Raw genomic sequence first — 13,525 nt, 5'->3', positions numbered from 1 at the left:
GTCAGGGAATGAATAAGCGACCTTGGCACAAGAGTGAAACGAAAACAGGTGCAGGCGCAAAATACGGCCCTATAAATAAAATGCGGGGGAGGTCCTGTCAATGCTGGGATTATGCGGATTTTTTATGGGGGGGTACCCCTGAGAAACAGGACTTATAACAGGGCCAGATTTTATGCTCCGTTTTAGGGCATTTTGACCGACATTTCTCCGCTCCGGGAGGGCGCTTCAGCAGCTATACTTTTCGGGTCTTTTCACCTGTGTTTGATGCAGGCCAGGGCAATGGCATAAAAACCATCACAATTTTTATTTGCAGGCGCTACAATCGACCGCAGTCACAATTCTCAAATCAGAAGAGTATTGCTAATGAAAAACATCAACCCAACGCAGACCGCTGCCTGGCAGGCACTCCAGAAACATTATGATGAAATGAAAGACGTCACCATCGCGGATCTTTTCGCGAAAGATGCCGATCGTTTCAACAAGTTCTCCGCGACCTTCGACGACCTGATGCTGGTGGATTTCTCCAAAAACCGCATTACCGAAGAGACGCTGGCAAAACTGCAGGATCTGGCGAAAGAGACTGAGCTTGCAGACGCCATCAAATCCATGTTCTCCGGCGAGAAGATCAACCGCACCGAAGACCGTGCCGTGCTGCACGTGGCCCTGCGTAACCGTAGCAATACGCCAATCATCGTTGACGGCAAAGACGTCATGCCGGAAGTGAACGCGGTGCTGGAAAAGATGAAAGCGTTCTCCGAAGCGATTATCTCCGGTAGCTGGAAAGGCTACACCGGCAAACCGATCACCGACGTGGTTAACATCGGTATCGGCGGTTCTGACCTCGGCCCGTTCATGGTGACCGAAGCGCTGCGTCCGTATAAAAACCACCTCAATATGCACTTTGTGTCTAACGTCGATGGTACCCACATCGCCGAAGTGCTGAAGAACGTGAACCCGGAAACCACCCTGTTCCTGGTTGCGTCCAAAACCTTCACCACTCAGGAAACCATGACCAACGCCCACAGCGCGCGCGACTGGTTCCTGAAAACCGCTGGCGACAACAAGCACGTGGCGAAACACTTCGCGGCGCTTTCTACCAACGGTAAAGCCGTCAGCGAGTTCGGTATCGACACCGCGAACATGTTCGAGTTCTGGGACTGGGTTGGTGGCCGCTACTCCCTGTGGTCTGCGATTGGCCTGTCCATCATCCTGTCCGTGGGCTTCGACAACTTCGTCGAGCTGCTCTCCGGCGCGCACGCGATGGACAAACACTTCTCCACTACCGCGCCTGAGAAAAACCTGCCGGTACTGCTGGCGCTGATCGGGATCTGGTACAACAACTTCTTCGGCGCTGAAACCGAAGCGATCCTGCCGTACGACCAGTATATGCACCGCTTTGCGGCTTACTTCCAGCAGGGCAACATGGAATCCAACGGTAAGTACGTTGACCGTAACGGCAACGCGGTGGACTACCAGACTGGCCCAATTATCTGGGGCGAGCCGGGCACTAACGGTCAGCATGCTTTCTACCAGCTGATTCACCAGGGCACCAAAATGGTACCGTGCGATTTCATCGCTCCGGCTATCACCCATAACCCGCTGTCCGACCACCATCCGAAGCTGCTGTCCAACTTCTTCGCCCAGACCGAAGCGCTGGCGTTCGGTAAATCCCGCGAGGTGGTTGAGCAGGAATACCGTGACCAGGGTAAAGATCCTGCCACGCTGGAGCACGTGGTACCGTTCAAAGTGTTTGAAGGCAACCGTCCAACCAACTCCATCCTGCTGCGCGAAATCACGCCGTTCAGCCTGGGCGCGCTGATTGCCCTGTACGAGCACAAAATCTTCACGCAGGGCGCGATCCTGAACATCTTCACCTTTGACCAGTGGGGCGTTGAGCTGGGCAAACAGCTGGCAAACCGTATTCTGCCAGAGCTGGGTGACGATAAAGCGATTACCAGCCATGATAGCTCGACAAATGGTTTGATCAACCGTTATAAAGCATGGCGTGCGTAATTAAAACGACATGAAAACGTGCCGGCTTAATGCCGGCATTTTTTTATCGGATAATTCCTGATGTCTGTTAGTTAACTCAAATTCTGGATCTGAGTTTAATCCGAAAAAGACGCTTAACCCGTTAATTGCTGCGGTTTATTTTAAGAAAATACGCAGAAATCAGATAATGTAAATATATTATAAGTATTTGTTTTGTATTTCTTTTGTATTTTTTGGATTTGTCCTTCATTTCCATTTTAACCATTATTCCGAAAACCCGCTCCCTATTTCCCCTTACGGCAAACCCACGGCATGAGTTGTGTATACTCGATTCCGCCTGAAATTCTTTTCGGGCAAATCTCCATTCATTCATTGAAGGGAAATTGTTATGAAGAAAGTACTGTATGGCATTTTTGCCATATCTGCGCTTGCGGCGACATCTGTTTATGCAGCTCCGGTTCAGGTCGGGGAAGCGGCAGGGTCGGCTGCGACGTCTGCGTCTGCGGGAAGTTCTACCGCAGCCAGCGCCAGCACCGTAAGTTCAGCCGTGGGTGTCGCGCTGGCGGCAACCGGTGGCGGTGATGGCTCCAACACCGGAACCACGACCACCACGACAACCAGCACCCAGTAATAGCGGGTGTTTTAATCATAACCACACTTCGGTGTGGTTATTTCGCCCCTTCGGAGAAGAGTCGTGAAGCGACCTGCAATCATTCTGATTTGCCTGCTGCTGCAGGCGTGCTCGGCCACCACTAAAGGGCTGGGAAATTCACTGTGGGAAAGCATGTTCGGCACGCCGGGCGTGCATCTGACCGATGACGAACTTCAGAACATGCCTTATGCCAGTCAGTACATGCAGCTTAACGATGGCCCGCAGCTTTTTGTGGTGCTCGCTTTCGATGAAAACGGGCAGCAGAAATGGGTGACGCAGGATCAGGCCACCATCGTGACGCAGCATGGCCGTATCGTGAAAACCCTGCTGGGCGGCGACAACCTGCTGGAGGTGAATAATCTCGCCGACGACCCGCTGATCAAGCCGAACCAGATCGTCGACGGCGCAGGCTGGACGCGCACGATGGGCTGGACTGAACACAAGCAGGTGCGTTACGCCACGGCACGCTCGACCTTCCGCTGGGACGGCACCGACAGCGTGAAGGTCGGCAGCGACGAAACGCAGGTTCGCGTGCTGGATGAAGAGGTCATCACCGACCAGGCCACCTGGCACAACCGCTTCTGGATTGACGAGGAAGGGCAGATCCGCCAGTCATTACAGTATCTTGGTGCCGGATTCTTTCCGGTCAAAACCACCCTGATCAAGGCGGCGAAATCATGAAAATGCTCATCCACGCTGCGCTTATCGCCAGTTTTGCCGCGCCGCTGGCATGGTCCGCCGGGACTGTGAAGGTCTACACGCCGGACAGTGAAAAACCCAAAACCTTAACCCACGCCGAGCATCTTCTCGATCTCGTCGGACAGCCAAGGCTCGCCAACAGCTGGTGGCCAGGCGCGGTCATCGCTGAACGGCAGAAGACCGCTGAAGCGGAACAGCAGCACAAGGCGCTCCTTGCCAGGCTAACGGGATTAGCGGAGCAGGAAGACGGCGACGACGCGGCGGCGATTAATAGCGTTCGCCAGCAGCTGCAGGCGCTGAAGGTGACGGGCCGACAGAACGTCAATCTTGACCCGGATGACGTGCGCGTCACGGAAAACGGCAACCCGACCCTGGAAGGGGACTATACGCTCTGGCTTCCGGCGAAGCCGACGACGGTGACCGTGATGGGGCTGATCGGCAGCCCGGGTAACAAGCCCTTTACCCCCGGTCGTGACGTGGCGAGTTATCTCGACGAGCAGAGTCGGCTGAGCGGCGCGGATAACAGCTACGCCTGGGTGATTTACCCCGACGGCCACACGCAAAAAGCCCCCGTTGCTTACTGGAATAAACGTCATATCGAACCCATGCCGGGCAGCATTATTTTTGTCGGTTTTGCCGACCATTTCTGGACGAAGGCGTATGACGGGCTTAACGCCGATATCCTTCACTCCCTGATTCAGCGGATACCGGAATAATGAAAAGAACCTATCTCTACAGCATGCTGGCGCTCTGCGTGAGTGCCGCCTGCCATGCAGAAACGTATCCGGCACCCATTGGCCCGTCTCAGTCAGACTTCGGCGGCGTCGGTTTACTGCAAACGCCCACCGCGCGTATGGCGCGCGAAGGGGAAATTAGCCTTAACTACCGTGATAACGACCAGTATCGCTACTACTCGGGGTCAGTGCAGCTGTTCCCGTGGCTTGAAACCACGCTGCGCTATACCGACGTGCGGACGAAACAATACAGCAGCGTCGAGGCGTTCTCAGGCGATCAGACCTACAAAGATAAAGCCTTCGACGTCAAGCTGCGCCTGTGGGAAGAGAGCTACTGGATGCCGCAGGTCTCCGTGGGCGCCAAAGATATCGGCGGTACCGGCCTGTTTGATGCGGAATACATCGTGGCCAGCAAGGCCTGGGGGCCGTTCGACTTCTCGCTTGGCCTGGGATGGGGCTATCTCGGCACCAGCGGAAACGTGAAAAACCCGTTTTGCTCCTACAGCGATAAATACTGCTACCGCGATAACAGCTATAAGAAAGCGGGCTCCATCAACGGGGATCAGATGTTCCACGGTCCAGCATCGCTGTTTGGCGGTGTGGAGTATCAAACCCCATGGCAGCCGTTACGCCTGAAGCTGGAGTACGAGGGGAATGATTACTCGCAGGACTTCGCCGGGAAGATTGAGCAGAAGAGCAAGTTTAACGTCGGCGCAATTTATCGCGTCACCGACTGGGCCGACGTTAACCTCAGCTACGAGCGCGGCAATACGGTGATGTTCGGCTTCACGCTGCGCACCAACTTTAACGACATGCGGCCGCACTACAACGACAACGCGCGGCCTGCATACCAGCCGGAACCGCAGGATGCGATTCTGCAGCACTCAGTGGTGGCAAACCAGCTGACGCTGCTGAAATACAATGCCGGCCTGGCGGATCCGAAAATTCAGGTGAAAGGCGATACGCTTTACGTCACCGGCGAGCAGGTGAAATACCGCGACTCGCGGGAAGGGATCGAGCGCGCCAACCGGATCATCATGAACGATCTGCCAGAGGGGATCCGCACGATCCGCGTGACCGAGAATCGTCTCAACCTGCCGCAGGTGACGACGGAAACGGATGTTGCCAGCCTTAAGCGCCACCTCGAAGGCGAGCCGCTGGGACATGAAACCGAGCTGGTGCAAAAACGCGTTGAGCCGATCGTCCCAGAAACCACAGAGCAGGGCTGGTATATCGACAGGTCGCGCTTCGATTTCCATATCGATCCGGTGCTGAACCAGTCCGTCGGTGGGCCGGAAAACTTCTACATGTATCAGCTGGGCGTCATGGCGACGGCGGATCTGTGGCTGACCGACCATCTGCTGACCACCGGCAGCCTGTTCGGCAACATCGCCAATAACTATGACAAGTTCAACTACACCAACCCGCCAAAAGACTCGTCGCTGCCGCGCGTGCGTACCCGCGTGCGTGAGTACGTGCAGAACGATGCTTACGTGAACAACCTGCAGGCCAACTACTTCCAGTACTTCGGCAACGGCTTCTACGGCCAGGTGTACGGCGGGTATCTGGAAACCATGTACGGCGGCGCGGGGGCGGAAGTGCTTTATCGTCCTGTCGACAGCAACTGGGCGTTCGGGATTGATGCTAACTATGTTAAACAGCGTGACTGGCGCAGCGCGCAGGACATGATGAAGTTCACCGACTACAGCGTCAAAACCGGTCACCTGACCGCCTACTGGACGCCGTCGTTCGCGCCTGACGTGCTGGTGAAAGCCAGCGTAGGCCAGTACCTGGCGGGCGATAAGGGCGGTACGCTGGACATCTCCAAACACTTCGATAGCGGCGTCGTGGTGGGCGGCTACGCCACCATTACCAACGTCTCGCCGGACGAATACGGGGAAGGGGACTTCACCAAGGGAGTCTATGTGTCGATTCCGCTGGATCTCTTCTCGTCAGGCCCAACCCGCAGCCGTGCAGCGGTTGGCTGGACGCCGCTGACGCGCGACGGCGGCCAGCAGCTTGGACGTAAGTTCCAGCTGTACGACATGACCAGCGATAAGAACATTAACTTCCGCTGATGCCCCTCACCCTAACCCTCTCCCCAAAGGGGAGAGGGGATCGCTCGGTGCTGTCTTTTCCCCCTCGCCCCTTTGGGGAGAGGGCCGGGGTGAGGGGAATCCTCTCCGGTGCGCTAAACATAAACAAAAAATATAGATCTCCGTCACATTTTTGCGTTATACAGAAACCTCGCCCTGGAGAATGAGGTGCTGTATGACATCCCTGACTCGCCCGCGCGTTGAGTTTATCTCAACTATCCTCCAGACCGTGCTGAACCTCGGTCTGTTGAGCCTTGGCCTGATACTGGTCGTCTTTTTGGGTAAAGAGACGGTGCATCTGGCGGATGTGCTGTTTGCCCCTGAACAAACCAGCAAATATGCGCTGGTGGAAGGACTGGTGGTCTACTTTCTCTACTTTGAATTTATCGCCCTGATTGTGAAGTATTTTCAGTCCGGCTTTCACTTCCCGCTACGTTATTTTGTCTACATTGGGATCACCGCCATTGTGCGGCTGATCATCATCGATCATAAATCCCCGCTCGACGTGCTGATCTACTCGGCGGCGATCCTGCTGCTGGTGATCACCCTCTGGCTGTGCAATTCGAAGCGGCTGAAACGGGAATAAAAAAATGGCGCTCCGAAGAGCGCCTAACAACAGTCACAAGTTGGGTCAATACAATACGTCTAAAGTTGAGGGTTGCAGTGGCATAACAAAATGAAACTTAACCTTTCACACCGCCCGCCGTCAGGCCGTTCACCAGCCAGCGCTGCGCCAGCAGGAACACCACGGTAATCGGGATGGCAGAGAGTACGGCCGCCGCGGCAAAGTCGCCCCACAGGTAGTTTTGCGGGTTGAGGTATTGCTGCATACCCACGGCCAGGGTGTAGCTGTTCACATCACGCAGTAACAGTGAGGCAACCGGTACTTCAGTGATCGCAGCGATAAACGACAGGATAAACACCACCGCCAGAATCGGCACCGACAGCGGCAGCAGCACCAGGCGGAACGCCTGCCACGGGGTAGCCCCATCCAGCGCGGCGGCTTCTTCCAGCGAGCCGTCGATAGTTTCGAAATAGCCTTTAATGGTCCACACATGCAGTGCGATACCGCCAAGGTAGGCGAAGATCACGCCGCCGTGGGTGTTCAGGCCGATAAACGGGACGTACTGGCCCAGGCGGTCAAACAGGGCATACAGCGCCACCAGCGACAGCACCGCCGGGAACATCTGGAAAATCAGCATCCCTTTCAGCAGCGTCGCTTTGCCCGGGAAACGCATACGGGCAAAGGCGTAGGCGCAGGTGGTGGAAAGTGCCACGATACCAATGGCGGTAATGCCTGCGATTTTCACCGAGTTCCACAGCCACAGCAGCACCGGGAACGGCGGCGGCGTGACGCGGCCATCCGCGTGTTCCACGCTAAAGCCCAGCGCGAGCTTCCAGTGCTCCCAGGAGATTTCGTCCGGGATCAGGCTTCCTGTCGCGAAGTTACCCGAACGCAGGGAGATGGCGATAACCATCAGCAGCGGGAACATGATCGCCGCGATGAAAATCAGCAGGCCTAAGTGCGTCGCCAGGAGGCGCAACTTCTGAGATTTGGGTTGTACCATTGCCATGATCGATGCCCTCCTTAGTCAAATTTCATACGTGTAGCTTTCAGGTTCACAATCGCCAGTGCGCCTACCAGCAGGAAGATCAGGGTGGCAATCGCTGCCGCCAGACCGAAGTCCTGGCCGCCGCCGCCTTCGAAGGCGATACGGTAGGTGTAGCTCACGAGCAGGTCGGTATAGCCTGCCGGCGTCGTAGTGCCGAGGCGGTCCGGGCCGCCGTTGGTCAACAGCTGAATCAGCACGAAGTTGTTAAAGTTAAAGGCGAAGCTGGCAATCATCAGCGGGGTGAGCGGCTTGATGAGCAGCGGCAGCGTAATCTTAAAGAAGTTCTGGAACGGACCCGCACCGTCCATCGCCGAAGCTTCGTACAGGTCATCCGGGATGGCCTTCAGCAGCCCCATGCACAGGATCATCATGTACGGATAACCCAGCCAGGTATTCACGATGATGATCATCGAGCGGGCGGTGGTTGGGTCGCTGAACCAGGCCGGTTTGATGCCGAACAGGGCGCTCAGCATCATGTTGATTTCACCGAAGCTCTGGTTAAACAGCCCTTTGAAAATCAGAATCGAGATAAACGACGGCACGGCATACGGCAGAATCAGCAGCACGCGGTAGATTGCTTTGCCCTTCAGGGATTCCCACTGGACCAGACAGGCCAGAACCATGCCCACGGCAACGGTCAGTATCACCGTCAGCACCGAGAAGACCACCGTCCAGACAAAGATGGCGAAGAAGGGTTTCTGAATGCCTTCGTCGGTAAACACGCGGGTAAAGTTGTCCCAGCCGATGGTGACTGTGTAGCCCGGGCTGAGCTTGTCATCACCCCATTTGCCGTCGGCAGTAATGGACTGATAGAAACCAATGTCGTTATTCGGACGGTACTTCACGCCGCTCTGGTTGTTGGTCAGCGTGCCGTCATCCGCCAGGGTATAGAGCGGTTGGGTGCCTGAGAACTGGCGCAGCGAGCTCATGGTCACTTTGCTTTCATCTGGCAGCACGGCGGTGAGCTGGGTCAGCGCCTGGCGGTTCTGGGTAATGACGCGCAGGTTGGCACGTTCACCTTCCGGCAGGGCCTCGGCCTCTTTTAAGGCCAGCTTCTGCTCGCCGCCAAATTTGAACGCGTCGGAAACGTAGTATTTGCCGCTTGCTTCGTCAGTAAGCGCTAACTTCCACTCGTTCCCCGCAGGATAGAGGCCGAAGTTAAAGGTCTTGCCTGCCTGATATGAGCGATCCAGCAGGACCTGCTGGGCGCGTTCCTGCGCAAGCTGGTTGGTGCTGCTGTAGTTGGTAAACGCAATGGCGATGGTGCAAATCAGCGGGAACAGGACAAACAGCCCCATCCCGGCCACGCCCGGGTAGACATAACGCCAGGCATAGGCTTTACGGTTGGCGAAAATATACAGGCCAGCAGAGCTTAAAATCAGCGTCATGATGGCGAACAGATATTCCCCTTGTACGTACATTAAAACAACAAGGTAACCCACCAGCAGACACAGCAGACCTATCGCTGACCACTTCAGCGCGTCGCTTTGCCACCAGCGTTTCTTTTTAATGACATCCATGGGGTTTTTCCTCTACAACGTTTGATCTTTTCTCCCTCTCCTGGGGGAGAGGGCCGGGGTGAGGGCGTGCGAATAGCGACAACCCTCACCCTAACCCTCTCCCAAAGGAAGAGGGGACTACGTCATTACTTAGTAATACGACCCTGAGCATCTTTCAGCGCGGCATCAACGGTCTGGCGACCGCTTGCAGCGTTGATGACCGCGGTACGGGTGGCGTACCAGAACGCAGCCATCTGCGGGATGTTCGGCATGATTTCGCCTTTCTGGGCGTTATCCATGGTAGCCGCGATACGTGGGTCTTTCGCCAGCTGATCCTGGAAGGATTTCAGCGCAACGGCGCCCAGCGGTTTGTCCTTGTTCACTTCATCCAGACCCTGATCGGTCAGCAGGTAGTTTTCCAGGAACTCTTTCGCCAGCTCTTTGTTCGGGCTGGCGGCGTTGATACCCGCGCTCAGCACGCCAACGAACGGTTTAGACGGCTTGCCTTTGAAGGTTGGCAGCAGCGTCACGCCGTAGTTGATTTTGCTCTTATCGATGTTGGTCCAGGCCCACGGACCGTTGATGGTCATCGCGGTTTCGCCTTTGTTGAACGCCGCTTCCGCGATGGAGTAATCGGTATCCGCGTTCATGTGTTTGTTCTTGATCAGGTCAACCAGGAAGCTCAGGCCCGCTTTCGCACCTGCGCTGTCGACGCCCACGTCTTTTACGTCATACTTGCCGTTTTCAAACTTGAACGCGTAACCGCCGTCGGCAGCAATCAGCGGCCAGGTGAAGTACGGCTCTTGCAGGTTGAACATCAGGGCAGATTTACCTTTCGCCTTCAGCTCTTTATCCAGTTTCGGGATCTCTTCCCAGGTTTTCGGCGGGTTAGGTACCAGGTCTTTGTTATAAATCAGAGACAGGGCTTCAACCGCGACAGGATAAGCGATCAGCTTGCCGTTATAGCGAACAGCGTCCCAGGTGAACGGGAACAGTTTGTCCTGGAAAGCTTTGTCCGGGGTGACTTCAGCCAGCAGGCCAGACTGCGCGTAACCACCGAAACGGTCATGCGCCCAGAAGATGATGTCCGGGCCGTCGCCGGTTGCCGCAACCTGCGGGAATTTCTCTTCCAGTTTGTCCGGGTGTTCTACGGTAACTTTGATGCCGGTGTCTTTCTCGAATTTTTTGCCCACTTCGGCCAGGCCGTTATAGCCTTTGTCGCCGTTAATCCAGATAACCAGTTTGCCTTCTTCAATTTTGGCGAGCGCCGGTGCGGAAATCATCATTGCTGCGAGGGCGGACAATGCGAAAACGCGTGCGCCAGTCTTGATATTCATAGCTGCCATCCTTTTTGGTGATGTCTCATGGTATGACTTCAGTGGTTCAACGTGTCTCAGTCTCCTTATTTGACATCCTCTTTCCATCCTCCCAACCCCTACGCCCCACCCCCCGTTTGTGTGATCTCCGTTGCATAAATTTAAGTTATGAGTGCTGGCGCACATAAAAACCCACCGAATTTTGCAGGCGGCTTCACGAATTTTGCCTCAGCCCTCCCACGGCGGTCGCAGAGCCTGCTCTCTCATCCTCCCGCCTCCTCCCCCATAAAAAAGGCGGGGGGTGGAGGATTCGGGAAAGTAATGGATACCCCATAGTGAACTTATCTTGAATGTTTCTGTCGGTGACAGGTTGTAACGAAGGGAGAAGGGCATGGCGAGCGTACAGCTGCGTAATGTAACGAAAGCCTGGGGTGACGTTGTGGTGTCGAAAGACATCAATCTGGACATCAACGAAGGCGAATTCGTGGTGTTTGTTGGCCCATCAGGCTGTGGTAAATCTACTCTGCTGCGTATGATTGCCGGTCTTGAAACCATCACCAGCGGCGACCTGCTGATTGGTGATACCCGAATGAATGACATCCCGCCTGCCGAACGTGGCGTAGGCATGGTGTTCCAGTCTTATGCACTCTATCCCCATCTTTCCGTTGCCGAGAACATGTCCTTTGGCCTGAAGCTGGCCGGCGCGAAGAAAGAGGTCATTAACCAGCGCGTGACGCAGGTAGCTGAAGTATTACAGCTGGCGCACCTGCTGGAGCGTAAGCCGAAAGCGCTTTCCGGCGGTCAGCGTCAGCGCGTGGCGATTGGCCGTACCCTGGTCGCCGAGCCGCGCGTCTTCCTGCTCGACGAACCGCTTTCCAACCTGGATGCCGCCCTGCGCGTCCAGATGCGTATCGAAATCTCCCGTCTGCACAAGCGTCTTGGCCGCACGATGATTTACGTCACCCACGATCAGGTCGAAGCGATGACCCTCGCCGACAAAATCGTGGTGCTGGATGCCGGTCGCGTGGCGCAGGTGGGTAAACCGCTGGAGCTGTATCACTACCCGGCAGACCGCTTTGTTGCGGGCTTCATTGGCTCGCCAAAGATGAACTTCCTGCCCGTCAAAGTGACCGCGACAGCCATTGAACAGGTACAGGTGGAGCTGCCAAACCGCCAGCAGGTCTGGCTGCCGGTCGACAGCGCCAACGTACAGGTCGGGGCAAACATGTCCCTCGGTATTCGTCCTGAGCATCTGCTGCCGAGCCACATCGCTGATGTGACCCTGGAAGGTGACGTTCAGGTCGTCGAACAGCTTGGTCACGAAACACAGATTCATATCCAGATCCCCGCCATCCGTCAGAACCTGGTCTACCGCCAGAACGACGTGGTGTTGGTAGAAGAGGGTGCCACATTCGCTATCGGCTTGCCGCCAGAGCGTTGCCATCTGTTCCGTGAGGATGGCACTGCATGTCGTCGGTTGCATAAAGAGCCAGGCGTTTAAGCAATCCCAAAAGAAGACACGAAACCGACAGGTGAAGTGTTCAAAGAAAAGCAATGATCTCAGGAGATAGAATGATGATTACTCTGCGCAAACAAGTCCCTCTGGCAATCGCCATTGCGGCAGGCATCCTGTCTGCCCAGGCGGGTGCTGTAGATTTTAAAGGTTATGCTCGTTCTGGCATCGGCTGGACCGGGAGTGGTGGTGAACAACAATGTTTCCAGACCACCGGTGCGGATTCTAAATATCGTCTTGGTAACGAGTGTGAAACCTATGCGGAAGTTAAATTAGGCCAGGAAGTGTGGAAAGAAGCGGACAAGAGCTTCTATTTCGATTCCAACATCGCCTATAAAACTGCTCAGCTTAACGACTGGGAAGACAGTAACACGCCAGCAGTGCGTGAGTTTAACGTCGTAGGTAAAAACCTGATTGATTCACTGCCAGGGGCAAATATTTGGGCAGGTAAGCGTTTCTATCAACGTCATGACGTTCACATGATCGACTTCTACTACTGGGATATTTCTGGTCCTGGTGCAGGTCTGGAAAACGTTGATGTCGGTATAGGTAAACTCTCTCTCGCAGCAACTCGTTCTTCTGAATCCGGCGGCTCCTCGGCTTTTGGCGATCGCGATCCGAATACCGGTCTGCGTACCTATAACAACAAAGTGCCAAACGACGTGTTTGATGCGCGTTTAGCCGGTATGGAAATTAACCCGGGCGGTACTCTGGAACTGGGTGTTGACTACGGCCATACCAACATTCCTGACGATTACTACCTGCAGCCTGGTGCATCGAAAGATGGCTGGATGTTCACTGCAGAACACACCCAGAGCATGATGAAAGGCTTCAACAAGTTTGTGGTGCAGTACGCCACCGACTCCATGATTTCTCAGGGTAAAGGTCAGGCGCGTGGGGGTGCTGTTGATAATGACGGCAGCCTGATCCGTATCCTCGACCACGGTGCGATCACGCTGGCGGATAAATGGGACCTGATGTACGTCGGTATGTATCAGGATATCGATCGTGACAACAATCAAGGTACCACCTGGTACACCGTGGGCGTGCGTCCAATGTACAAATGGACGCCTATCATGAGCACCTTGCTGGAAGTGGGATATGACAACGTCAAATCTCAGCAAACCGGCGATCGTAACGACCAATACAAAATCACTCTGGCACAACAGTGGCAGGCGGGTGACAGCATCTGGTCCCGTCCAGCGATTCGCGTGTTTGCTACCTACGCCAAGTGGGATGAGAAATGGGGTTACGTGAAGACCGACTCTGAGGGTAACTTCTCTTCCACTGCTGCAAGCAACAGCACTGTAACTCCGTTCGGTACGACCAGCCGTGGTGACAGCGATGAGTGGACCTTCGGTGCTCAGATGGAAATCTGGTGGTAATTTTAGACGTTAATGTATTTAAAAGA

Annotated in this window: 11 protein-coding genes; 8 read left to right on the top strand and 3 right to left on the bottom strand. The window is 55.2% G+C overall.

Annotated elements, in window-relative coordinates:
* Window positions 1–363 precede the first annotated feature (363 nt).
* The 6 genes from pgi to psiE all read left to right on the top strand — a co-directional run bounded on the left by pgi (window position 364) and on the right by psiE (window position 6,759).
* A complete protein-coding gene (gene pgi / locus AC4IBF_RS20585) occupies window positions 364–2,013 on the top strand; it encodes a glucose-6-phosphate isomerase (protein WP_115876949.1) in 1,650 nt (549 codons plus the stop codon).
* Window positions 2,014–2,380: 367 nt separating this feature from the next.
* The gene (gene yjbE, locus AC4IBF_RS20580; protein WP_008503423.1) at window positions 2,381–2,623 is read left to right on the top strand and encodes an exopolysaccharide production protein YjbE; all 243 of its coding nucleotides are present in this window, start codon (window positions 2,381–2,383) and stop codon (window positions 2,621–2,623) included.
* A gap of 63 nt (window positions 2,624–2,686) precedes the next feature.
* Window positions 2,687–3,325: a YjbF family lipoprotein gene (locus tag AC4IBF_RS20575; protein ID WP_127729233.1), complete on the top strand. Its 639-nt coding sequence runs from the start codon at window positions 2,687–2,689 to the stop codon at window positions 3,323–3,325.
* Complete coding sequence (locus AC4IBF_RS20570) at window positions 3,322–4,059, top strand: capsule biosynthesis GfcC family protein (RefSeq protein WP_133293570.1); 738 nt, start codon at window positions 3,322–3,324, stop codon at window positions 4,057–4,059. The genes AC4IBF_RS20575 and AC4IBF_RS20570 overlap by 4 nt, the downstream gene beginning before the upstream one ends.
* Window positions 4,059–6,155 (top strand): YjbH domain-containing protein, encoded by a 2,097-nt coding sequence (locus AC4IBF_RS20565; RefSeq protein ID WP_133293571.1) that lies wholly within the window; start codon window positions 4,059–4,061, stop codon window positions 6,153–6,155. The genes AC4IBF_RS20570 and AC4IBF_RS20565 overlap by 1 nt, the downstream gene beginning before the upstream one ends.
* Before the next feature lie 193 nt (window positions 6,156–6,348).
* A complete protein-coding gene (psiE, locus tag AC4IBF_RS20560) occupies window positions 6,349–6,759 on the top strand; it encodes a phosphate-starvation-inducible protein PsiE (protein ID WP_136195995.1) in 411 nt (136 codons plus the stop codon).
* A 97-nt stretch (window positions 6,760–6,856) separates the two neighbouring features.
* On the opposite strand, the gene malG is transcribed toward psiE, so the two are convergent.
* The 3 genes from malG to malE form a co-directional block, all read right to left on the bottom strand.
* Window positions 6,857–7,747, bottom strand: coding sequence for a maltose ABC transporter permease MalG (malG, locus tag AC4IBF_RS20555; protein WP_023310002.1), 891 nt, complete (start codon window positions 7,745–7,747; stop codon window positions 6,857–6,859).
* A 14-nt stretch (window positions 7,748–7,761) separates the two neighbouring features.
* Window positions 7,762–9,306: a maltose ABC transporter permease MalF gene (malF, locus tag AC4IBF_RS20550; protein ID WP_136195996.1), complete on the bottom strand. Its 1,545-nt coding sequence runs from the start codon at window positions 9,304–9,306 to the stop codon at window positions 7,762–7,764.
* A gap of 125 nt (window positions 9,307–9,431) precedes the next feature.
* The gene (gene malE / locus AC4IBF_RS20545) at window positions 9,432–10,622 is read right to left on the bottom strand and encodes a maltose/maltodextrin ABC transporter substrate-binding protein MalE (protein WP_461842292.1); all 1,191 of its coding nucleotides are present in this window, start codon (window positions 10,620–10,622) and stop codon (window positions 9,432–9,434) included.
* 370 nt (window positions 10,623–10,992) lie between these two features.
* Here malE and malK point away from each other — a divergent pair, with 370 nt between their 5' ends.
* On the top strand, window positions 10,993–12,102 hold the full coding sequence (gene malK, locus AC4IBF_RS20540; RefSeq protein ID WP_023310005.1) for a maltose/maltodextrin ABC transporter ATP-binding protein MalK: 1,110 nt from the start codon (window positions 10,993–10,995) through the stop codon (window positions 12,100–12,102).
* Window positions 12,103–12,173: 71 nt separating this feature from the next.
* Window positions 12,174–13,499, top strand: a complete 1,326-nt coding sequence (locus AC4IBF_RS20535; RefSeq protein WP_047173657.1) for a maltoporin — start codon at window positions 12,174–12,176, stop codon at window positions 13,497–13,499.
* Window positions 13,500–13,525 lie beyond the last annotated feature (26 nt).

Source organism: Enterobacter sp. Taxon_8, from assembly GCF_058354585.1.
This window is presented reverse-complemented; position numbering and strand designations above follow the sequence as displayed.